Source organism: Enterococcus sp. LJL99, assembly GCF_054871725.1.
Window position 1 is genome coordinate 102,645 of sequence record NZ_JBTXLT010000004.1, and the last position, 20,682, is coordinate 123,326.

22 protein-coding genes are annotated in these 20,682 nt (G+C 34.1%); 18 read left to right on the top strand and 4 right to left on the bottom strand.

The features are described from left to right. Window positions 1-14 precede the first annotated feature (14 nt). The gene (locus ACYSNW_RS07680) at window positions 15-1,937 is read right to left on the bottom strand and encodes a BglG family transcription antiterminator (RefSeq protein WP_461743901.1); all 1,923 of its coding nucleotides are present in this window, start codon (window positions 1,935-1,937) and stop codon (window positions 15-17) included. A gap of 123 nt (window positions 1,938-2,060) precedes the next feature. Here ACYSNW_RS07680 and ACYSNW_RS07685 point away from each other — a divergent pair, with 123 nt between their 5' ends. From ACYSNW_RS07685 to ACYSNW_RS07700, 4 genes are read left to right on the top strand one after another with little or no spacing between them, the layout of a single operon-like run. After that, window positions 2,061-2,372: a PTS sugar transporter subunit IIB gene (locus tag ACYSNW_RS07685; protein WP_461743902.1), complete on the top strand. Its 312-nt coding sequence runs from the start codon at window positions 2,061-2,063 to the stop codon at window positions 2,370-2,372. Window positions 2,373-2,393: 21 nt separating this feature from the next. Continuing rightward, window positions 2,394-3,626 carry a PTS sugar transporter subunit IIC gene (locus ACYSNW_RS07690; protein WP_461743903.1) on the top strand — a complete coding sequence of 411 codons (1,233 nt, stop codon included), beginning with the start codon at window positions 2,394-2,396 and terminating at the stop codon, window positions 3,624-3,626. A 32-nt stretch (window positions 3,627-3,658) separates the two neighbouring features. Then, the gene (locus tag ACYSNW_RS07695; RefSeq protein ID WP_461743904.1) at window positions 3,659-4,024 is read left to right on the top strand and encodes a PTS lactose/cellobiose transporter subunit IIA; all 366 of its coding nucleotides are present in this window, start codon (window positions 3,659-3,661) and stop codon (window positions 4,022-4,024) included. Continuing rightward, window positions 4,017-5,453 carry a glycoside hydrolase family 1 protein gene (locus ACYSNW_RS07700; protein ID WP_461743905.1) on the top strand — a complete coding sequence of 479 codons (1,437 nt, stop codon included), beginning with the start codon at window positions 4,017-4,019 and terminating at the stop codon, window positions 5,451-5,453. Before ACYSNW_RS07695 ends, ACYSNW_RS07700 begins: the two co-directional genes overlap by 8 nt. A 67-nt stretch (window positions 5,454-5,520) precedes the next feature. Here the strand turns inward: ACYSNW_RS07700 and ACYSNW_RS07705 are convergent, their stop codons facing one another. After that, window positions 5,521-6,561: a lysostaphin resistance A-like protein gene (locus tag ACYSNW_RS07705; protein ID WP_461743906.1), complete on the bottom strand. Its 1,041-nt coding sequence runs from the start codon at window positions 6,559-6,561 to the stop codon at window positions 5,521-5,523. 633 nt (window positions 6,562-7,194) lie between these two features. Here ACYSNW_RS07705 and ACYSNW_RS07710 point away from each other — a divergent pair. From ACYSNW_RS07710 to ACYSNW_RS07720, 3 genes are read left to right on the top strand one after another with little or no spacing between them, the layout of a single operon-like run. Next, window positions 7,195-7,848, top strand: coding sequence for a DUF998 domain-containing protein (locus ACYSNW_RS07710; protein WP_461743907.1), 654 nt, complete (start codon window positions 7,195-7,197; stop codon window positions 7,846-7,848). A gap of 58 nt (window positions 7,849-7,906) precedes the next feature. After that, the gene (locus tag ACYSNW_RS07715) at window positions 7,907-8,236 is read left to right on the top strand and encodes a nitrous oxide-stimulated promoter family protein (protein ID WP_461743908.1); all 330 of its coding nucleotides are present in this window, start codon (window positions 7,907-7,909) and stop codon (window positions 8,234-8,236) included. A 4-nt stretch (window positions 8,237-8,240) separates the two neighbouring features. Then, window positions 8,241-8,642, top strand: coding sequence for a YbaN family protein (locus ACYSNW_RS07720; protein WP_461743909.1), 402 nt, complete (start codon window positions 8,241-8,243; stop codon window positions 8,640-8,642). A 657-nt stretch (window positions 8,643-9,299) separates the two neighbouring features. On the opposite strand, the gene ACYSNW_RS07725 is transcribed toward ACYSNW_RS07720, so the two are convergent. Beyond that, window positions 9,300-9,440, bottom strand: a complete 141-nt coding sequence (locus ACYSNW_RS07725) for a hypothetical protein (protein ID WP_461743910.1) — start codon at window positions 9,438-9,440, stop codon at window positions 9,300-9,302. A gap of 247 nt (window positions 9,441-9,687) precedes the next feature. On the opposite strand from ACYSNW_RS07725, the gene ACYSNW_RS07730 reads away from it, so the two are divergent. The 5 genes from ACYSNW_RS07730 (at window position 9,688) to ACYSNW_RS07750 (ending at window position 12,143) form a co-directional block, all read left to right on the top strand. Continuing rightward, a complete protein-coding gene (locus ACYSNW_RS07730; RefSeq protein ID WP_461743911.1) occupies window positions 9,688-10,326 on the top strand; it encodes a TetR/AcrR family transcriptional regulator in 639 nt (212 codons plus the stop codon). A gap of 79 nt (window positions 10,327-10,405) precedes the next feature. Continuing rightward, window positions 10,406-10,645, top strand: coding sequence for a hypothetical protein (locus tag ACYSNW_RS07735; protein ID WP_461743912.1), 240 nt, complete (start codon window positions 10,406-10,408; stop codon window positions 10,643-10,645). Between the two features lie 48 nt (window positions 10,646-10,693). After that, window positions 10,694-11,023 carry a hypothetical protein gene (locus ACYSNW_RS07740; protein WP_461743913.1) on the top strand — a complete coding sequence of 110 codons (330 nt, stop codon included), beginning with the start codon at window positions 10,694-10,696 and terminating at the stop codon, window positions 11,021-11,023. A gap of 192 nt (window positions 11,024-11,215) precedes the next feature. Next, window positions 11,216-11,620 (top strand): DUF4430 domain-containing protein, encoded by a 405-nt coding sequence (locus ACYSNW_RS07745; protein WP_461743914.1) that lies wholly within the window; start codon window positions 11,216-11,218, stop codon window positions 11,618-11,620. Continuing rightward, window positions 11,607-12,143, top strand: coding sequence for an ECF transporter S component (locus ACYSNW_RS07750; protein ID WP_461743915.1), 537 nt, complete (start codon window positions 11,607-11,609; stop codon window positions 12,141-12,143). The genes ACYSNW_RS07745 and ACYSNW_RS07750 overlap by 14 nt, the downstream gene beginning before the upstream one ends. A 124-nt stretch (window positions 12,144-12,267) precedes the next feature. On the opposite strand, the gene ACYSNW_RS07755 is transcribed toward ACYSNW_RS07750, so the two are convergent. After that, on the bottom strand, window positions 12,268-12,603 hold the full coding sequence (locus tag ACYSNW_RS07755; protein WP_461743916.1) for a CGGC domain-containing protein: 336 nt from the start codon (window positions 12,601-12,603) through the stop codon (window positions 12,268-12,270). Window positions 12,604-12,940: 337 nt separating this feature from the next. On the opposite strand from ACYSNW_RS07755, the gene ACYSNW_RS07760 reads away from it, so the two are divergent. The 6 genes from ACYSNW_RS07760 to ACYSNW_RS07785 all read left to right on the top strand — a co-directional run bounded on the left by ACYSNW_RS07760 (window position 12,941) and on the right by ACYSNW_RS07785 (window position 20,516). Beyond that, complete coding sequence (locus ACYSNW_RS07760; protein WP_461743917.1) at window positions 12,941-13,969, top strand: LacI family DNA-binding transcriptional regulator; 1,029 nt, start codon at window positions 12,941-12,943, stop codon at window positions 13,967-13,969. A 249-nt stretch (window positions 13,970-14,218) separates the two neighbouring features. Next, complete coding sequence (locus tag ACYSNW_RS07765) at window positions 14,219-15,472, top strand: extracellular solute-binding protein (protein ID WP_461743918.1); 1,254 nt, start codon at window positions 14,219-14,221, stop codon at window positions 15,470-15,472. 19 nt (window positions 15,473-15,491) lie between these two features. Further along, window positions 15,492-16,361 carry a carbohydrate ABC transporter permease gene (locus tag ACYSNW_RS07770; protein WP_461743919.1) on the top strand — a complete coding sequence of 290 codons (870 nt, stop codon included), beginning with the start codon at window positions 15,492-15,494 and terminating at the stop codon, window positions 16,359-16,361. A 12-nt stretch (window positions 16,362-16,373) separates the two neighbouring features. Next, entirely contained in the window at window positions 16,374-17,198 is an 825-nt protein-coding gene (locus ACYSNW_RS07775) for a carbohydrate ABC transporter permease (RefSeq protein WP_461743920.1), read from the top strand. A 136-nt stretch (window positions 17,199-17,334) separates the two neighbouring features. Beyond that, on the top strand, window positions 17,335-18,339 hold the full coding sequence (gene mgrA, locus ACYSNW_RS07780; protein ID WP_461743921.1) for an L-glyceraldehyde 3-phosphate reductase: 1,005 nt from the start codon (window positions 17,335-17,337) through the stop codon (window positions 18,337-18,339). After that, entirely contained in the window at window positions 18,336-20,516 is a 2,181-nt protein-coding gene (locus ACYSNW_RS07785; RefSeq protein WP_461743922.1) for an alpha-galactosidase, read from the top strand. Before mgrA ends, ACYSNW_RS07785 begins: the two co-directional genes overlap by 4 nt. Window positions 20,517-20,682: the final 166 nt, after the last annotated feature.

Consider the following 20,682-nt stretch of genomic DNA (forward strand, 5'->3'; position numbering starts at 1 on the left):
GCTGATGTATATGCTTAATGCTGTTCGTAAGAAAAACAGCTGATTAGGCTTTTGATGAACTGTTCAAATGAAGTAGCATGACTAAGTGTATGAATATTTTGCTCGTTGGTACAAATCGTAGCTAAATCATCAAAAATTTCTCTAAAAATATGCCGATTTTGGTAATTAATCGAAATTAAGAAAACGAGTATGACTTTATTTTTCTGCCACTGAATGCCTGTTGGATTTACAACAATATAGATTCTGGTTTGATTAGCGTTCATCGATAGAGAATGAGGAATTGCGACAGCTCCAAATGCTGTAGAAGAAAGTTGTTCACGTTCCATTACTTCAGTAAAAAATTGTTTGTTTACGATGCCTTCTGTCACCATTTGAGAGCAAAGATCCGCTAATAAAGATTCAAAAGATTGCGATTCTGTTGAGTAAAAAAAGCGTTTTTCATCTACGATGGACAAAAAATTATGGATAAATTGATTCCTGCGCTTTTTTTCTTTGATTTCAAAGATTTTTGCGGCAACTTGTTGGCGATCTTCCAATGTAAAAAAAGGATTTATTACTACATATGGAGTAGTGACTACATGTTTTAATTTTACTGCGGAAATAATCAATTCAGTTTCGACATAATCAAGTTCTTTTTCACTGGTAAGAATTGTATGGATTTCTAAATCGTCAACAAAATTTTTTTGAATTTTTTCCAGTATTTGAACGTTCATATTATAGTAATGTGGTACTAAAATAGTGCAAGAAATTTTTGTTTTTCGTTGTTTTTGTAATTCCAACGCATAGCCTAAATGAAAGGCAATATAAGCAATCTCGTCTTCTGTAATGGTATGAGCGAGCTCTTTTTGTATGACGTGTGAAACTTGTACAGCGCAATCATAGATTAGCGGACAGTCTTTTTTCAACGTTTCAGTCATTGGATTCCTACTAGAATAGCCATTAGCTATTCGAAAAAGTAAATTTTTAATGTGTAGTGTAAAACGAATCAAAAAATCAGGTTCATTTGTATTGATAAAGTATAATTCTTCAATCTTCTCAGATATTTTTGAAACAAGCTGTAAACAATGTGGGTCGACCACTTGTTCTAATTCTTTCACAGAAATTTGAGTATAGTTAACATTGCTGCCGTTAGCTGAGATTAATAAAGCTAAATCTTGGATTTCTGTTATAGGAAAATCAAGATTGTAATGAACGGAAATATTTTCTGCAATCTTCTCAGCAATTTTATAAATAGACGGTGGAATAACAGGTTGAGCGAGTATCTCTAAAATTGGGAATTGAAAATGACTTTTCATCCGATCAATAGCTATCGCTAAATGAATAATAATATTTGTGAGAGCATAGTCATTGGTAAAAAAAGCATAATTTGAAAAAACCTCAGCTACAATTTCTTTAATATAATCTAAATCAAAAGCAGTAAAACTTTCTTGTAATTTAGTCATATCAACAAAATTGCTATCTAATTCGGTTAGTAGAACGCTATGAATCAGTTGTCGTTTTGCTTTTTCAGTCCCTAATAATTGCAAGGTATCTTTCGTTTGTTTGATTTCTAGTGAGTGCTTTTGACATTGCTTTTTCAATTTTTTTAAATCGTTTAGCAAAGTAGAATCGCTGATATAAAGTTCTTCAGCCAAATCAAAGATAGAAAGAGGCTGTTTTGTCGCTGTTAATTTTAATAAAAGATAAGCTTGACGTTCAGCTGGAGTATCAGGAATACTTGTTTGAATAGTATTGAAAAAGGATACCAACTTGCTTTGATTCACTCGGTACCCTTTATTAGATGAAATGACTAAATTAGGTTCAGTGGTTTGAATGGTCGCTATATAAGTTTTGATGGTTCGCTTAGATAATGAGAATCGTTCAGCTAAATGACTCGAAGAACACCAATTATTTTGTTCATTTAAATATTGTAATAGACTTATATACTTAGTTTTCATAATAAATACTCCCTTCTTCACCAGTGCGGTGCAAAAAAATAGTTGTTTCACCTCTCGATGTTTCTTATAGTATAACTATAAATGATAGCGCTATCAATTTAATTATTTATAGGAGGAACAGAGATGACGAAAATGAATGTACTACTAGTTTGTGGTTCAGGTGCAAGTTCTGGTTTTATGGCAGCAAATATTCGTAAAGCTGCTGCTGATAAAGGATTAGATATCAAGATTACAGCAAGAGGAGAAAGTGAGATTGAAAATTATATTGATGAGATTGATGCTTTGATGGTAGGACCGCATTTGGCTTATATCATGGATGAAGTGGAAGAATTTGTGGGTGATTCGAATGTGAAAGTAATCTTAATGAAGCCTGAATACTATGCGACGTTGAATGGTGAACAAGCACTAGCACATTTGTTAGAGAATGTGAATTAAACGTTAATTGGAGGAATTGGAATGAAAAACTTAATTGATTGGTTAGAAAATAGTTTTACACCGAAGATGAATAAGATCAATCATAATGTTTGGATCGTGACGTTAAAAGATTCAATTATGCAAGCCTTACCCTTGATTTTTTTAGGTTCTATTTTTTGTATGTTAGCTATACTAAATGAATATTTTCCTAATTTGCCAAATTTTTGGACTCCGTTTGGTTGGACGATGGGTATGATTTCACTGGTTATTTCTTTTCTAATCCCATTCAATTTAATGGAAAAGAAAAGACTGCGTAAACAAAGAATCAATGCTGGAATGTCTGGCTTAATTTTATTTTTGATTATTATTTCGCCACAAGTGATTGCTGATGGAGAACCTGGTTTTAACCATAGTGCTCTTGGTGCTGGAGGAATGTTTATTGCTATCGTGGCTGGATTATTCGCTGGTTTTATTTTGAATTTATTCGGAAAATTTTCTTTTTTTAGTGAAGAATCTGTAATTCCTGATTTTGTTCGTTCTTGGTTTGATGCAATGTTACCGATTGGGATTGTGATTGTAGTGGGTTGGACGGTAGTTGATATTCTTGGTTTAGATGTATATAACACGGTATTAGCCATTTTTATGCCATTACAAACAATTATTGAAACGCCATTTGGTTTTTCTTTGATGATGTTGATTGTTTGCTTCTTGTATTCACTAGGAATCTCGACGTGGGTTTTGACACCTGTCTTTAACCCCGTATTACTAGCAGCAATTCAAGCTAATATTGATGGAAATGCCTTAAATTTGGTGACAGATGCAACAATCTACTCCGCATATCTATGGATTGGAGGGATCGGTTGTACAATGCCGCTAGTCTTTATGTTAGTTCGATCAAAATCCAAAAAATTAAAAGCGTTAGGAACAGCTTCGATTATCCCGACGGTGTTTAATATCAATGAACCTGTTGTCTTTGGATGTATCGCATGGAATCCACTTCTGATGGTTCCGATGTGGCTGCAAGGATTGATTTTACCTTTGATTGTTTGGTTGTTTACTAAAATCATTCCTTTTGCTCCGATACCAACAATTATGTTTCAAATGTGGTATTGTCCGTTTCCGATTTCAACTTGGTTGACAACTGGTTCGGTTTCAGGTGTTCTCTTGATGCTCTTGGTTTTTATTGTGGCAGCTGCGATTTGGTATCCATTTTTTAAAGTTTATGAAAAACAAGAATATGATAAAGAAATAGAGGAAACCGCAGTGAAAAATTGATTTTTATATAGAAAGAAAATGGAGGTGTTTCAGTGGTACAAGAAAAAGTCGTTCAAGATGCAATGAAAATTATATTACATGCAGGTGATGCAAGAAAATATTGTATGGAAGCTTTAAAGTCGGTTGAAGCGGGTGATTTTGATCGTGCTGCAGAAAAAATGGAGTTGGCTAATACTGAAATTGTTCAAGCGCATCACATACAAACAGATGCAATCACTGCAGAAACCTTGGGTGCTCAAGGTGAATACTCCGTTTTATTTGCGCATGCTCAAGATACTTTAATGACGATTTATAGTGAAATCAATATCGTAAAACGTCTGCTAGCTATTTTTAATAGGTATGAGGAACGAATTCAACGATTAGAAGTAAAACTAGAAAGTAGGGAAGAAAATGAATAAGGTACCAAAAGGTTTTCCAAAAGACTTTTTATGGGGCGGAGCGATTGCTGCGAATCAAGCAGAGGGAGCTTGGAATATTGATGGTAAAGGTTGGTGTGTAGCCGATATCAATGAATTCCGTGATGACATTGAATTGGAAAAAAAATCAAATATGGAAATCACAACAGCCGATATTGAAGCGGCGATGAGTAATAAAGATAAAATTTTCCCAAAACGCTGGGGGATTGATTTTTATCATACGTACAAAGAGGATTTGAAATTATTGGCTGAATTAGGATTGAAAACTTTTCGAACGTCTATTAACTGGGCTAGAATTTTTCCAAATGGTGATGAGACTGAACCAAATGAAGCTGGGCTACAATTTTATGATGATTTATTTGATGAAATGCTGAAAAATGGTTTAGAACCAATGATTACAATGTCTCATTATGAGTTGCCACTTTACTTAACGACTCATTATAAAGGCTGGTATTCAAGGGAAACGATTGATTTTTTTGTTCGATTTGGGAAAGTCATTCTAGATCGATATCATACGAAAGTAAAAAAATGGATCATTGTCAATCAAATCAATTTGATTGTTCACGAATCGTTCAATCATTTAGGCATTACAGAAGATGCAGTGGAGGATTTATTATCTGCTAAATATCAAGGGGTGCATAATGAAATGGTGGCTAGTGCATACATTACGAAATATGCACATGAAAAGTATCCAGATAATGAAATTGGGATGATGCTTTGCAGTGGCCCTTCTTATGCTGCTACTTGTAAAGCAGAGGATGTCTTAGCCACTTTAAAAATAAATCAAATGGAATACTTTTATGCCGATGTGTTGCTACGAGGTAAGTATCCTGGCTATGCCTTTCGTTATTTCGAAGATAAAGGAATTCACGTAACATTTGGTGAAAATGATGAGGAAGTCTTAAAAAATACAGCTGATTTTATGTCTTTTTCTTATTATTACACACAAATTTGTGATAAAAATGCTTATAATCAAAATTCAGGTCCTTATAGAAATAAGGAATTACCGGCAAATCCATGGGGTTGGACAATTGATCCAATTGGGCTAAGAATTTCACTGAATGAATTTTATGACCGTTACCAATGTCCAATCTATATTACCGAAAATGGGATTGGTTATTTTGATCAACTGGAAGAGGGACAAATCAATGATGACTATCGCATCGATTACTATCGAGATCATATTCAAGCGATGAAAGAAGCGATTAAAGACGGAGTGGATTTAAGAGGTTATTACGCTTGGGGGCCTATCGATATCATCAGTTGTTCTTCTAGTGAAATGAGTAAGCGATATGGTTTCATTTATGTAGACTTGGATGATTATGGTCAAGGAAGTGGGGAACGATTGAAGAAAAAGAGTTTTACTTGGTTTCAAAAAGTGATTCAAAGTAATGGAGAAGTGATTGATTGATTTATTGTCGATCGTTAAAACAAATCTTGAGAAGTTTAGAGACATCTCAAGGTTTGTTTTTAGCTGCTTACACATACATATCTATTTCAGCTTTTTCTTTTAAAAATCGTTCTTCTGAAGTCGGGAGTTGTGATTTTTGTCTGAATTTTTTTGATAGAGCAACAGATGAAAATATAATTAGTGTAATGATAGTAGTCGTTAGTGTAGACAGAACAATCTCAGTAGTTGAGAAATTTGTGTTGGCGCTGGCTGTAGGATCACTAAATAGAGCAACTAAGTTATTATTTATATAGTGAAAAATAGTGACTAACCAAATATTTTCAGTTTTCATATAGCAATAAGCAAAAAAGATTCCTAAACCTGTGCAGTTTACGATTTGGCCTAATAAACTAAAAATACCGATATCAGGAGTAGCGTAAAAAAAGAAATTTAGTGGAGCATGCCAGATCCCCCAAACAAAACCTAACAAAAGAATTCCCTTAAATGTACCAAATCTCTTCTGTAAAATAGGTTGTAAATAATAGCGCCAACCATATTCTTCACCAAAGTACATAATCCAGTTAACCAAATATAATGCAAAAGTGATCATCAATTGAAGCCAAGATTCGCTTTTGGAAAATTTTTTAATGATCCAAGTAAATTGTCCACCTAAACTAAAAGTAAGAAAATTTCTGAGCACATATAGAATAAGAAATAATGCAATCAGACCAAAAGAAATCTTCCAGTGTGTCCCCTTTAGCCCATAAGCGATTCGTTTTTCTTTTTTTTCTGTAAAAAGAAAAATACTTAAAAGTATAGAACCGATCATACTGATGATTTCCATGATTACTGGCCAGTGATCAGCTGGGAATAATACGCTGGACCATGCACAGATAATAGCAATGATTGCAACTAAAATAAAGCTGATAAAAAAACGTTTTGGAATCAATTTATTTTTGTTAGTTAGTAAGATACCGACCATGACTGCCATAGCAGGTAGATACATAAACATAGCTGCAAAAGCAGCTAAATTCAATTTTTTTGTGTAACCAATATACATTAAAATAGCTGATACTAATGGAATTCCATAACTAATTCCAATAAAAATCGACATCCTTTTTTTCTCCATCTTTTCCTCCTTAAAACTGAGTTTCTTTTTTATTTTTATAAGCACAGTTATTTTTACTAGGATAGGTTTGAAACTGTCAGGGGAATCGAATTGTTGTGGTGTAAAGAAACAATTCGCCATTCTTGTGATGCAGAAATAAAGCGTTTAAAGTATTCGTTGTTGCAGTCCTCAGACAAATCCTGAATATCAGTAAAAATAACTGTGCTTTCGAACAATTGTTCAAGTTGTTGCAAGTAAGCTTTTCCCAACAGAAATGAACCATCTCTGGTGCAAAAACAAGAACAATTTCATTTTATACAATTTAAAACAACAAAAAGAAGTATCTGCCTAAATGGTTATAAAAAGCGCTTGAATGGTATTTTATATGAGCAAGAATAAGCGGAAAAAACCAAAACAGTTTCTTATTACAATGAAATACAGAAAATAGAACGATTCAATGATAAGTGTAAAAACGGGATTCTCGGTATTAAATGTTTTTATTAGGATTCCCGAATCTTTGAATTTATTTGAATTCAAAGATAGAATAGATAATGAGGATACAGCTAGCCAGTTCAAAGAAAAAGTTAGGAGCTAGTATTAGAGTCGTTTTTTAGCGTTTCGTTTGATTGAGAAAAAGTTGGGGGTATTAATTAGATGAAAATAATCAAGAAATATGGTCTTTATTTTTTATTAATCGGAGTCTTTTGTGATTTTTTAACTCCTTATGTATTAGGACTATTTTATGCGTCATTCAGTCAAATGAAAGATGTTATGAGTTTATTAGGCGAAGTAGGAAGTCCAGTAAGAGAACCATTTTTGATTTGGTCAGTTGTAGCAGGTACTTTTTATGTGTTAGCTTTACCAGCTTTGTATGCTATCGGTAGACAAGTTTCAAGAAAAATGGGGATTTTATTAGCGACAACGATTGGCTTATACGGAATTGGCGATTGTATTTTTACTGGTTTGTTTAGTGTAGATACCGAACGAGCACAGTGGACATTTTCTACGTGGGTCCATAATATAGGTTCAGGCGTTGGCTATGCGGGATTCTTCGTTTTTCCTTTAGTGATTTTTTTATGGTATAAAGCTCAGAATAATAAAAAGCAAAGTGTTGTTTATCTCGGGTTATTTGCAGCAAGTATTCTAGTTGCTGGAATGTATGGCTTAGCTCGGGTTCCAGAACTGGCAAAAACTACTGTGTTCGCCCAATTAGGCTTTTGGCAAAGAATCAGCTTTGTTTTTAATTATATTCCAATCATTCATTTTTCAATCCAACAATTAAAAAAGAGGGATGAAAAAGTCAGTTAGGAACTAGCAACTGAGTAAAATACATAGATTAAGCTTTAAGCAGGAGAGAAAAAGAGTAATGAGACAAAAAAATTCTGGACCAATTATTCTAGAAGAAATTCAATTGATAGAGGTCATGATTCGACTCTACTATCGAAAACGATCGGACTCATCGATCTCAGAAGATCGTATGTTGAATTATGCACGGAAACGCTTAAGTTTTTGTCAGTTTGCTGAGGCGAAAACAACTTGTCAACGTTGTCCCGTTCATTGTTATCAACCTAAATATCGAGAGCAAATGAAAAAAATAATGCGGTATTCAGGGCCTAGAATGTTGTTCCAGCATCCTGTTTTAACACTGCGCCATGGCTATCGCGGATTAACAAGGGGAATAGAAAAAGGAGAATAGAAAAATGAAGAAATGGTTGTATATTTTGTTGGGCATGTTGACGTTTGGTTTGGGAACTTTGGGGATTTTTCTGCCATTTTTACCCACGACGGTCTTTTATTTACTAACAGGCTTTTTCTGGCTTAGAAGTTCTGAAAAGTTGTATCAAAAATTTGTCCAGTCAAAAAGTTATCAAAAGTATGTTCAAAATACGTTGATTGAACGTAAGATTACAACAAAAGGCATGATACGAATGTTTCTTTTGATGTTAGTTGTTTTTTTAATTCCGGCATTATTAGTTGATAATATAGTGATGCGAGTTACATTAGCGATTGTTTATTTGGCACATGTGATTGGTTTATCCTGGTATTTAAAAGGCAAGAAAAAAGTAACTCAAGTACCAGAACTAAGTGATAACAATGATTGATCGTCGTTTATTCCAATCGACTGAAAAAAAGAATTTTATTAAGTGGGTGATTTCTTCAGGATAGACTTTTTAATTAGTTTGAATAATTTTTGAAGATTAACAAAAGTATAAAAAAACGGAGAAAACGCTTGCAAAAAGAACGTTTATCCTTTATAATAAGTCTTGTAAGGAACCATAAATTCTCACAATTAGTTTTTTAAGTATCTTAGATTTTGTAAACAGTAAATATGAGTACATGATTTGGAACAAAGAATACTAATTGGTACGTATTAAGTAATATTACGTGTAGATGAATTAAGGTTTTAGAAATAAGCATAAAAAGAAAGGTGTGGGAATTTGAAGTATTCCTTACTAACTAAATAGACCTAACAGGCTAACTTACAATTGGAGCAATCAATGACTCCGGATAAAAGGTGAAAAAACCTAAAATTAAATGCTTGTTGGGTCTGTTTTTGTGTGCTTAAAAATAAGTTGGGTCTATTAGATAACAGAATTTCAGTGGATGTGGATGAGGTGGGAACAAAAAGCAGTTTGTTCCGATAACAAAGTAAGTGCTAAGTATAATGTATCATTGAATCATGTTGTTTTTCGCGATTATTGTGTGCTGTTTGTTCCACTGTAGTTGGTTTAGACTAATCATCACATGTTGCTACAAAATCATTCGTAGACAATCTCTTCACTTGTTTTTGGTTCATCCAATCCTTCTAGCTTTCGACATTCTTCGTCAATACCGCACATTTTTTCGATTAATTCATCTACGCCACACATTTTTTCAATCAATTCATCAATTTTCGGCAAAAGAATATCCTCCTTTTTTTTTAGAAAGCGTTTACAATTATACAGTACCATTTCTGAGTGTTGAAATCAATATTTTTGTGACTAAAAGGTTCATTAAAAGTGTTTTTTGAATGATTAAGCCACTTGGAAAACTGATTGAAAAGAGTTATATTCTGTCAGATTGTTTATTTTAGAAAAAACTATTGACTTATACTGAAATTATTTGTATTATACATACTAAAGGTATGTATAGGTGGAGTGAGAAAAAATGGCGAGAAATAAGCATCCAGAAGAGACTGTAAAAAAAATTCTTGCTGTTTCTGAAAAATTATTTTTAGAAAAAGGATATGATAATACAACGGTTCAAGACATCATCGATCAATTGGGTGGTTTGACTAAAGGGGTTATTTACCATCATTTTGATTCAAAAGAAGCGATCTTTAATCAAGTTCTAAAAAATAAGTATGAAGTCAATGATATGAATAGCTTAGAAAATATGACGGATTTATCTGGTTTTGAAAAAATTAAAAAAATAAATTCGCTTGCTTTGCAGTCATTAGAGCATCAAAAAATTGTTTTTTCTGCGAAATCATTAATTAAAAATCCTAAATTGATTGGCGATCGTTATAACGAGGCGTTCAATGAAACGATTCCTTATTTAAAAAAAATTATTGATGAGGGGATTGCAGATGGCTCTATTGAAACCGAATATCCCCAAGAAATTGCAGAACTACTAGTTTTATCGATGAATTTTTGGTTAGGTCCAACCCTTTATGAACTTGACGAAAAACAATTAATCAAAAAGATAACTTTCTTTCAACAATTATATGAAGGGATTAACTTTCCAATGATTGATGAAGCATTTATCAATGATGTACGAAATCTACTTAAAGCGATAAAAAAATAAAATCGGTTTAAGTTTTTTTTACTACAATACATACCAGAAGTATGTATTGTATCTATTAGATAAATAAGGGGGAGAAAATATGATCAAAGAAGTAAATGATAAAATCAATCAAATCAACGAAAAAATGTATGTACCAGTCAAATTACCTAAAATTAAAATGACTAGTAAGAGTTTGAATGTGAGTGCAATCACGAATTTGATTGTTGGGAGCGGCATTATCTGTTCAGGTATCTTTTTTGAGAAAAAGAGCTTAGTGATATTGGGTAGTCTAGGTTTGATCAGTAGTGCAATCATGCGTTCAGAGAGTAAAAAGAACTAAAAGAGTTTACATCGTAGAAAAAACAGGAAAAATAGAGGAGGATTTTTTATGAAAGTGAAGGTAGGTGCGATTGTTCCATTGATTATTTTAGATTTAATTTTAGTAGGTTTTGGGGCGGCTTTGATAACATTCTTGTTTTCTTGTTGGTTATTGTTTTTTTCTTTTTTCTTCGCACCATTACTTGTGGTGGCTGCTCATTTACTTAAGTTGCAAAGTTTTACCCTATGGAGATTTGGCTTAGCCTTTATATTTTTAGCAATCGGTAAAATCTGGGTATATCCATTTGCGAAATGGGCAACAAAACAGATCAAGCAATTTTTTATTAATTGTTTGACATACCACAAAAAAGTCCTATTTAAAAATGAGTGGGGTTTTTAGGTGTAACAATCAGTTTAGAAAAAGGGCCATAGTTTTGAAAAAAACGATTTAGAAAGTAGTTGTTCATTTGTTTAAAGTGAAGGCTACTTTTTTTGTTTTCTAAAATTCATTTGGTTAAATAATGAAAAATGATATACTAAAAAAGAATTGAAAAATATTTATTTTTTTTTTATAAGAATAGGAGGAAATAGTGTGAAAAAAGTGAATTATTTCTTGATTTTAGTGGGGTTAGTGACATTAGCCGCATGTTCTAGTACGAATACAACAGAAAGTTCATCAGCAGAATCGAGCACAAGCACTTCTAGTACAATGGTAACTGAAATGACAGTGGATATTTCATTGGTGAAGGAAGGAAAAGAAGTAACCAATAAAGAAGTGACTGTTGAAGAAGGCACCACCTTGATGGATGCGATGAAGAAAAATTTTGATTTGGTAGAAGAAAATCAAATGATTACAGCAATTGATGGGATTGAACAGAATAAAAAAGAAAATTATTATTGGACTTACAAAATCAATGATGAAATGGTAAATACTGGTGCAGCCGAAACTACGCTCCATTCAAAGGATAAGGTTGTATTTACCTATGAAAAATTCTAAGAAACCACAAAAAAATTTTTTTTCGATTAAAGAAATCGCTTATTTATCCATGTTAACTGCTGCTTGTGTAGTTGGAAGAACGTTATTTCAATTTATTCCGAATGTTCAGCCGATGACAGTGATTTTTTTACTAATCACCTTTTATCTCGGATTGAGTAGAGGATTAGTTGTCGCATTGTTATCAATTTTGATTACCAATATGTATATGGGGATGGGGGTTTGGACGTTTAGCCAACTGGTTAGTTATACAATCGTTTTGTATGTGTTCTATTTGCTGTGTAAACTCCCGCTTTTTAGAAGAAGTTTTTGGTTAAAAGGGTTGTATTGTGTATTTGCGGGGCTGCTGTATGGTTTTATTATTTCGGTTATCTCTGTAAAAGTGTATGGAATGACAGCTTTTTTGCCGTATTATTTATCTGGTGTTTACTTTGATTTTATGCACGGACTTGGTAACGGAGGCTTTTATTTAGTTTTAGCACCGATTTTTGCTAAATTATTGCCAGTTACGGCAGAGAAACGGTGATTTTATTTTAATAAGGCTGAGAAAGAGTAGGTTAGTTACTGGAGACCAGTTTAGATTCGGTTCTATCCTCAGCCTTTTTTATAAAAATGTGCTAGGTATTAGTAAAAACATCAGTTAAGAATAGTCAGTTATGAGTATAATTTCTGATTTCAATTGTTTCTGGTAAGTTATTTTGCAATAATTTTTTCATTTTTGAACCAAAGGGACACGGATAGCCAATCGGTGTTCCTTTTTGAATGCAAGAAGCAAAAGCAATCGTGTCTGCTCCTCGTTTCACCAATTCTTTTGCTCTTAGAATCGCTTTTTTTCCTGGACAACCACCGCAAGTTGTAAAACCAATCAACTCTATTTCTTCTGTGATATCATCAAAGCCGTCTAACTTATCTGCAACGATTTTGAAACATCTTGTCCCTGGACAAAAATCTTGTGTTTGATTGCAACGAATAATCCCTAATTTCATTAACTCATCCTCCAATGTTTTTTGTACAAAAATAGCTGTGTCAAAAGTAGTGATAGTTGTCTTGCTTTTTTCTGTAAAGATTCAATAAAATGTTTGTTTAATTGATTTTCAGCATTAGTTTTATATAGTAACACAACTTTTTTTCGTTAATTAGATTATAGCAGTCTATTGAATAAAATTGTACATTATGTTTTGAATACATAGTTATAAGGGGGGGGTTTACTATGAAAAAAAGATAAAATGAGGTAAAAAGAGTGTGATTTTACTAGATTGACAGTAACATATTGAATTGTTAACTAAAATAATGTAAAATGTTAACTTGAAAGGGGCGCTTTTTATGACTGGAATTAGAAGTGTGGCTAAACGAGCTGGAGTATCGACGGCTACTGTTTCTCGCGTGCTGAATCAAGATAAAACCTTAAAAGTGACTGATGAAACGAAAAAGAAAATTGAAGAAGCCGTTCGTTTTTATGACTATAAGAAGAAAGTTAGAAGTAAAAAGGTACTTCATCAAGTTAGTATTATCACAACTGTTTCAGAAATGAAAGAGCTAGATGATCCTTATTTTAGATCGATTAGAATTGGTATTCAAACTCAAGCTAAAAATAGCGGCATTCAATTAGGGGAAATTATTCGGTTGACCGAAACACTATTAAATACTTCTGATTTAAGCGACAGTGAAGCGGTTTTAATGATTGGTCAAGTTTTACCTGAAGTGATTCGAGAAATTGCTCAGAAAAACCCGAATATTATTGTCATCGATGATCCGAATGTCGATCCTAATTTAAAAGTTGACGCGGTGTATACGGATTTAAGACAATCTACTTTTCAGCAGTTAGATCGCTTATACGCGAAGGGGCATCGGAATATTGTCTTTATCGGTGGCCAAAGAATCGTTTTAGATATAGCTGGCAAAGAGCATGTATTTGACGATGATTCTCGTTGTGAAGCTTATATTGAGTGGATGAAGAAAAATCAATTAGAAGACTATATCAAGACCTATTTAGGTGAGTGGTCTACGCTGAGTGCTTTGGAGTTAACAGATTTGTTTCTTGCCGAACATGAGGGACAGTTACCGACAGCAATTATCGCAGCTAGTGATCCAATCGCAGTAGGAGTTTATCGTGGCTTGCAACGGAAAAATATTCAAATTCCAGAAGATATTTCAGTGGTTAGTTTTGATAATATTGAAGTAGCAGAATTTTTAACCCCGCCGTTAAGTAGTGTGAACGTGGAAACGGAAGAAATCGGTAAATTTGCTGTTTTGTTGGCGAAGGAACGAATTGAAAGTAAACGAACCATACCGATTAAAGTTTTAGTAGATAATCAAATTATCGAACGAGACAGCGAAAAAGATGTCACGTAACAAAAATAGTTAATAAATAAAAAAGCGACAACTCATGAAATTTGTTTTTATAGTTTTGTGAGTTGTCACTTTTTGTATGCTTAATTTGCCGACTTTTGTCTATCGTTTTTAGTGTTTACTTAATTAAACGAATTTATTTTTAGTAAAAATATTAATTATTTTACTAAAAATCATTGACTTTTTTATTAGTTAACGTTAAATTATACTTAAATAAAAGAAAGCGCATTCTTGCGCAAGGAGGAATTTTTGATGAAATTTTCAAAATTGTGTGTGTTAGGTGCAGCTCTATTTGGTTCAATCAGTTTATTGGCAGCCTGTGGAAATAGCGGAGAGTCAAAGTCGAGTAGTGGCAAGACAGAAATTGAATTCTTTAGCCAAAAAAAGGAAATGCAAGCGACACTGGATGAAATTATTAAAGATTTTGAAAAAGAGAATCCAGATATCAAAGTGAAATTTACCAATGTCCCCGATGCAGGAACTGTTTTGAAAACGAGAATATCAAGTGGCGATGCACCAGATGTAATCAACGTTTTTCCACAAAATGCTGATTTTCAAGAATGGGCGAAAGCAGGAACGTTTGAAGATTTAACAGGAAAAGAATATCTAGCTAATTTAAAAGAAGGAGCTGCTGAAACCTATGCAATCAATGATAAAGTTTACAATGTACCCTTGACAAGTAATGCTTGGGGCTTTTTCTACAATAAAGATAAATTTGATGAATTAGGAATTGAACCACCAAAAACGTGGGCTGATTTTGAAACATTGGTAAAAGATATTAAAGCGAAAGATCAAGTACCGTTTGCCTTATCACTAACACAACAAGATGCTTGGACGTTGAATGGGTATCATCAACTAGCTTGGGCAACTGTTGACGGTGGTTTTGATGGCGCAAACAATGCTCTGGTTCATAGTCCTAAAGGGGCAATCAAAACATCAAATGCTGATTTTAAACAAGTAGCGAATGAACTTGATTTATTGAATGGTAATGGACAAAAAAATGCAACAGGAGCTACGTACGATGATGCAGTTGCCGCTTTTGCTAAAGGAGATGCGTTAATTTTCCCTAATGGAATTTGGGCGTTGCCAGCAATTCAAAATCAAAAACCAGAATTTGAAATTGCGATGTTTGCTTATCCAGGCTTGAAAGAAAATGAAGAGATGACTGTTGGAGCGGCAGATTTAGCTCTATCTATCGCAGCAGATTCTAAAAATAAAGACGCTGCTGAAAAATTTGTTGAATATATGACGACAAAAGAAGCGATGCAAAAATACTATGATGTCGATGGCGCGCCAACTTCTGTTACCGCTGTAGATACAAAAGATAAATTCCCAGAAACTGAAGGCGTGACACAATATGTGTTTACCGACCGTCAAATCGTTTGGTTGCAAAAAGAATGGACCTCAGAAGAAACGTTCCATCATATGACTGTAGAATATGTGAACAGCGAAGACCGTGACCAATTTGCAACAAACTTAAATAATTTCTTCGATACGATGAAATAGTTCTTAGGAGGAGCGAAACATGAGAAAAAGTAAATTTAATTATAGTTGGGCTTATCTATTCGTGTTGGTTCCTATTGCCTTACAATTGATTTTTTTCTACATTCCAATGATTCAAGGCTTTTTCTATAGCTTTACGGATTGGACAGGACTGACTTCTAATTACAATATGATTGGATTGAAGAATTTTCAAACGATTGCCTCTGACCCGAAATTTATGAAATCAATCGGGTTTACCGTTACTTTTACCATTGGCTTGATTGTCGGAGAAATCTTATTGGGGATTGTCGTTGCTCGATTCTTAAATCGAAAAATGAAAGGAGTAGGCTTTTTCAGAACAGCCTACTTCTTCCCAGCAGTTTTAAGTACGGTTACTTTAGGATTGATTTTTAAACAGATTTTTAACTACGGATTACCTCAGCTTGGGGAACGATTTGGGATTGCTTTTCTTGATCAAAACTTGATTGCAAATGAAAAAACAGTCTTTTGGGGTGTCTTGTTTGTCGCACTATGGCAAGGTGTGGCGATGCCAATCGTGATTATTTTATCTGGTCTGCAAAGTATTCCAGAAGATGTTTTAGAAGCGGCCTCAATCGATGGCGCATCTAATTGGCAAAAATTTTTAAATATTGAGATTCCTTATTTATTACCATCGTTGAGTATGGTTTTCATCATGGCGCTAAAATCTGGTTTGACAGCGTTTGACTTGATTTATGCGTTAACCGGTGGCGGACCAAGCGATAAAACGACTACACTGGGTCTGTTAGTTTACAATTATGCGTTTAAGAGCAATCAATACGGATATGCGAATGCGATTGCCGTTGTTCTCTTTGTTGTTATTGCTATTATATCAATCATTCAAATTCGTTTATCTAAACGATTTGAAGTCTAGGGGGAAACAGAAATGAAACAAAAAAGTCCAGTGTTGCATTATGCCTTTCTTATTTTGGGATTCATTTTAATTTTCATCCCGCTTTATTTAACGGTTCTTAGTTCGTTTAAAGAGACAAGCCAAATTACAAATAATTTCTTTGGCTTACCGAATCCATTTACAATGAATAATTTTCAACGATTGATTGAAGATGGCATCAGCCAATACTTCTTTAACTCAGCTGTGATTTCGATTGTATCGATTTTATTAATTATTTTGTTTATCCCAATGGCAGCTTTTTCAATTGCTCGAAATATTTCGCGCAGAAAAGCCTTTGGCATTATGTATTCTTTTCTAATTTTAGGGATTTTTGTTCCATTTCAAGTGATTATGATTCCAATTACTTCAATGATGACCAAGTTAGGTTTGTCGAATATTGCAGGTTTAATCATTTTGTACTTAGCGTATTCTGTACCACAAACCTTGTTCTTATACGTTGGTTACATAAAAACGGCGATTCCTGTGGAGTTGGATGAAGCAGCGGAAATTGATGGCTGTAGTAAACTAAGAATGTATTTTAAAATTGCCTTCCCATTAATGAAACCAATGCACGCGACGACGTTGATTATCAATGCTTTATGGATTTGGAACGATTTCTTGCTACCCTTATTGATTTTAAATAAAGATGCGTCTAATTGGACCTTACCATTGTTCCAATACAATTATCAAGGACAATATTTCAGTGATTTTGGTCCATCTTTTGCTTCATATGTAATCGGGATTGTTGTGATTTTAATTGTCTATTTGATTTTCCAAAAAAATATTATTGCAGGAATGACCAGTGGTTCAGTGAAATGATAAGTTGAAAAAAATTCATGGTGTGGTAAGGTTGTTAAAGGATGGTAACCGCTTTCCATAAGAGGTGAGTCTTGATTGATTCGATAGGAAATAGGTAATAGCATAAAAAAATTTAATTTATGTAAAGGAGAGTCACATGTATTTAGCAAATGAAAAACGTTACGATTCGATGCGTTATAATCGTGTAGGGAAATCAGGTTTAAAATTACCAGCGATTTCTTTAGGCTTATGGCATAATTTCGGAGACGTTGATAATTTAGAGAATCAACGAAAAACAATTCGCGGTGCTTTCGATCGTGGAATCACTCATTTTGATTTAGCGAATAATTACGGTCCGCCAGCTGGATCAGCCGAAATCAATTTCGGGCGGATTTTGAAAGAAGATTTACACGCGTATCGAGATGAATTAATCATTTCCTCTAAAGCCGGTTATTATATGTGGCCAGGACCGTATGGAGAATGGGGCTCTAAAAAAAATATCATTGCAAGTTGTGATCAAAGTTTACAACGAGTTGGTGTGGACTATTTTGATATTTTTTATCACCATCGTCCAGATGAAGAAACACCTATGGAAGAAACCGCTAGAGCATTAGATTTATTGGTTCAACAAGGTAAAGCTCTCTATATCGGAATTTCTAATTATAATGCGGAACAGACCAAAACGATTTTACAAATTTTTAAAAAATTAGGCACGCCATTTATTATCCATCAACCAAACTATAACATGTTTGATCGCTGGATCGAAAACGAGTTAACTGATGTATTGGAGGAAGAAGGAATTGGCTCGATTGTGTTCAGCCCGCTAGCGCAAGGGTTGTTGACTAATCGCTACTTAAATGGGATTCCTGAAGATTCCAGAGCCCATCGTTCAGACAGTCCATTTTTATCGGATGAACGCGTAAATGAAACACTAGCGATTGTTAGAAAATTAAATCAAGTTGCAGAGGGACGGAATCAAACGTTGGCCGAAATGGCTTTAGCTTGGAACTTACAACAAAAAAGTGTGGCAAGCGTGTTAATTGGAGCGAGTCGCTTATCGCAATTAGAAGCCAATGTGAAAGCTTTAGATCATTTGCATTTTACTAAAGAAGAATTAGAAAACATTGAGCAAATTTTAACGACGGGAGATGAAAAACAATGATCACTTTTGACGAACAAACAAAAACCTTTCATTTATTTAATAATCAAATCAGTTATTTGATGGAAGTGGAAGAAAACAATTATTTAGCTCATCTCTATTTTGGGAAACGAGTAACGAACTATTCAGGCAATGTTCGTTATCCAAGAATCGATCGTTCTTTCTCACCAAATCCGCCAAATGCAGAAGATCGGTTATTTTCTTTAGATACGCTATTAACAGAATATCCTGGCAATGGTTTTGGCGATTTTCGAGAACCGGCTCACCATATTTTTCATCAAGATGGGAATCGGTTAAATGATTTTCGCTATGCTGATTTTGAAATTGTAGCGGGAAAACCTCATCTAGATGGTTTGCCAGCGACTTACGCTTCAGATGAAGAAGCCGAAACGTTGATTATCATATTAGAAGATGAGGTAACAAAACTACAACTACGTTTATTTTATACGATTTTTGCCGAGTATAATGTGATTGCTCGTTCGAATCAACTGATTAATAACGGGAAATCAACAGTCAATATTCATAAACTAGCGAGTCAATCATTAGACTTTCCTAATCGCTCCTTTGAACTGATTCATTTAAACGGTGCTTGGGGACGTGAGAGACAAATGACACGTGAACAAGTGACCACGGGTGTGAAGCGTTTAGATAGTAAACGTGGATCTAGTAGTCATCAACAAAATCCATTTGCGGCTTTAGTTGAACCAACCACAACGGAATTTCAAGGGGAGGCATATGGTTTTTCATTTGTTTATAGTGGAAATCACGAAATTATTGTGCAAAAAGATCCTTATGCTCAAACTCGTTTGGTTATGGGACTTAATTCATTTGATTTTAATTGGAATTTAGCACCAGAAGATAGTTTTCAAACGCCAGAAGCGTTATTGGTTTATAGTTCGAATGGCTTGAATGCAATGTCTGACACGTTTCACGATTTATTTAATCACCAATTGATTCGTGGTAAATTCAAATTACAAGAACGACCAGTACTGATTAATAACTGGGAAGCGACGTATTTCGATTTTGATGAAACAAAGTTAACGGAAATCGTTGATCAAGCGCATGATTTAGGCATCGAAATGTTTGTCTTGGATGATGGTTGGTTTGGGAAACGAAATGATGACTATACTTCTTTAGGAGATTGGTTTGAATATGAAGGGAAAATCAAAAATGGCTTGAAAAACTTTGCTGAAAAAGTCCATCAAAAGGACATGCAATTTGGAATTTGGTTTGAACCGGAAATGATTTCTGTCGATAGTGAGCTTTACCGTGAACACCCCGATTGGGCTTTAGGTGTTCCAAATCGTGGCAATTCACCAAGTCGTAGCCAATTAGTGTTAGATTTTTCGAGAGCCGATGTGAGAGAAAACATTTATCAAAAAATGAAAGCAATCTTTGATACGGTTGATATTGATTATGTAAAATGGGATATGAATAGAAACATGACGGAAGTCTACTCCCTATTATTGGAACCTGAAATGCAAGGAGAAGTAGCGCATCGTTATATGCTTGGCTTGTATGAATTTATGGAAAAATTAACCAATGAATATCCTGAAATCTTATTCGAAGGTTGTTCTGGTGGTGGTGGTCGATTTGATCCGGGTTTCCTTTACTATATGCCGCAATATTGGACGAGTGATAATACAGATGCCGTTGCTCGCTTGAAGATTCAATATGGTACCAGTTTAGTTTATCCAATTTCGACAATGGGTTCTCATGTTTCAGCTGTTCCGAACCATCAAACAGGACGAAACACAAGCATGACCATTCGTGGTAATGTAGCAATGTCTGGCGTTTTTGGTTATGAACTAGATTTGACTCAATTATCAGCCGCAGAAAAAACAGCTATTAAGGAACAAGTAACCTTTTACAAACAGCATCGTCGCTTGTTGCAGTATGGTCAGTTTATTCGTTTGAAAAATCCTTTTGAAGAAAATGATACAGCTTGGATGTTCGTTTCAGAAGATCAATCAGAAGCACTGGTTTTTTATTTTAGAGTATTAGCCGAAGCTTCAGCGCCACTAGTGACCTTAAAATTAGCTGGGCTAGCCGAAACGACAACCTATAAATTTGAAGGGCAAGAAGTTACTGGAGATGAATTGATGAATATTGGTTTTTACATTGATCCAACTTTACATGGGGATTATGCAACGATGAGTTTCCATTTGAAAGCAAAATAAGTAAAACAGCATTATTTCTCGAAATTGAATTTGAGAAGTAATGCTTTTTTTATTTGGATAATAAAAATCAAGTGATTTCTGCGATTGTTCGTATGAGAAAAACCAGCTATACTATAGATGCAAAGATAAAAACACAACGCATTTTGCAGTTCTGGTTGGTAGTCCA

Excerpts from the sequence above, each read along its gene's own strand:
- ACYSNW_RS07710 (WP_461743907.1), top strand. The coding sequence starts at position 7,195 with ATGAAAATAATCAAGAAATATGGTCTTTATTTTTTATTAATCGGAGTC.
- ACYSNW_RS07680 (WP_461743901.1), bottom strand. The coding sequence starts at position 1,937 with ATGAAAACTAAGTATATAAGTCTATTACAATATTTAAATGAACAAAAT.
- ACYSNW_RS07765 (WP_461743918.1), top strand. The coding sequence starts at position 14,219 with ATGAAATTTTCAAAATTGTGTGTGTTAGGTGCAGCTCTATTTGGTTCA.
- ACYSNW_RS07735 (WP_461743912.1), top strand. The coding sequence starts at position 10,406 with ATGATCAAAGAAGTAAATGATAAAATCAATCAAATCAACGAAAAAATG.
- ACYSNW_RS07770 (WP_461743919.1), top strand. The coding sequence starts at position 15,492 with ATGAGAAAAAGTAAATTTAATTATAGTTGGGCTTATCTATTCGTGTTG.
- ACYSNW_RS07705 (WP_461743906.1), bottom strand. The coding sequence starts at position 6,561 with ATGGAGAAAAAAAGGATGTCGATTTTTATTGGAATTAGTTATGGAATT.
- ACYSNW_RS07775 (WP_461743920.1), top strand. The coding sequence starts at position 16,374 with ATGAAACAAAAAAGTCCAGTGTTGCATTATGCCTTTCTTATTTTGGGA.
- ACYSNW_RS07755 (WP_461743916.1), bottom strand. The coding sequence starts at position 12,603 with ATGAAATTAGGGATTATTCGTTGCAATCAAACACAAGATTTTTGTCCA.
- ACYSNW_RS07700 (WP_461743905.1), top strand. The coding sequence starts at position 4,017 with ATGAATAAGGTACCAAAAGGTTTTCCAAAAGACTTTTTATGGGGCGGA.
- mgrA (WP_461743921.1), top strand. The coding sequence starts at position 17,335 with ATGTATTTAGCAAATGAAAAACGTTACGATTCGATGCGTTATAATCGT.
- ACYSNW_RS07785 (WP_461743922.1), top strand. The coding sequence starts at position 18,336 with ATGATCACTTTTGACGAACAAACAAAAACCTTTCATTTATTTAATAAT.
- ACYSNW_RS07690 (WP_461743903.1), top strand. The coding sequence starts at position 2,394 with ATGAAAAACTTAATTGATTGGTTAGAAAATAGTTTTACACCGAAGATG.
- ACYSNW_RS07720 (WP_461743909.1), top strand. The coding sequence starts at position 8,241 with ATGAAGAAATGGTTGTATATTTTGTTGGGCATGTTGACGTTTGGTTTG.
- ACYSNW_RS07715 (WP_461743908.1), top strand. The coding sequence starts at position 7,907 with ATGAGACAAAAAAATTCTGGACCAATTATTCTAGAAGAAATTCAATTG.
- ACYSNW_RS07730 (WP_461743911.1), top strand. The coding sequence starts at position 9,688 with ATGGCGAGAAATAAGCATCCAGAAGAGACTGTAAAAAAAATTCTTGCT.
- ACYSNW_RS07685 (WP_461743902.1), top strand. The coding sequence starts at position 2,061 with ATGACGAAAATGAATGTACTACTAGTTTGTGGTTCAGGTGCAAGTTCT.
- ACYSNW_RS07750 (WP_461743915.1), top strand. The coding sequence starts at position 11,607 with ATGAAAAATTCTAAGAAACCACAAAAAAATTTTTTTTCGATTAAAGAA.
- ACYSNW_RS07740 (WP_461743913.1), top strand. The coding sequence starts at position 10,694 with ATGAAAGTGAAGGTAGGTGCGATTGTTCCATTGATTATTTTAGATTTA.
- ACYSNW_RS07760 (WP_461743917.1), top strand. The coding sequence starts at position 12,941 with ATGACTGGAATTAGAAGTGTGGCTAAACGAGCTGGAGTATCGACGGCT.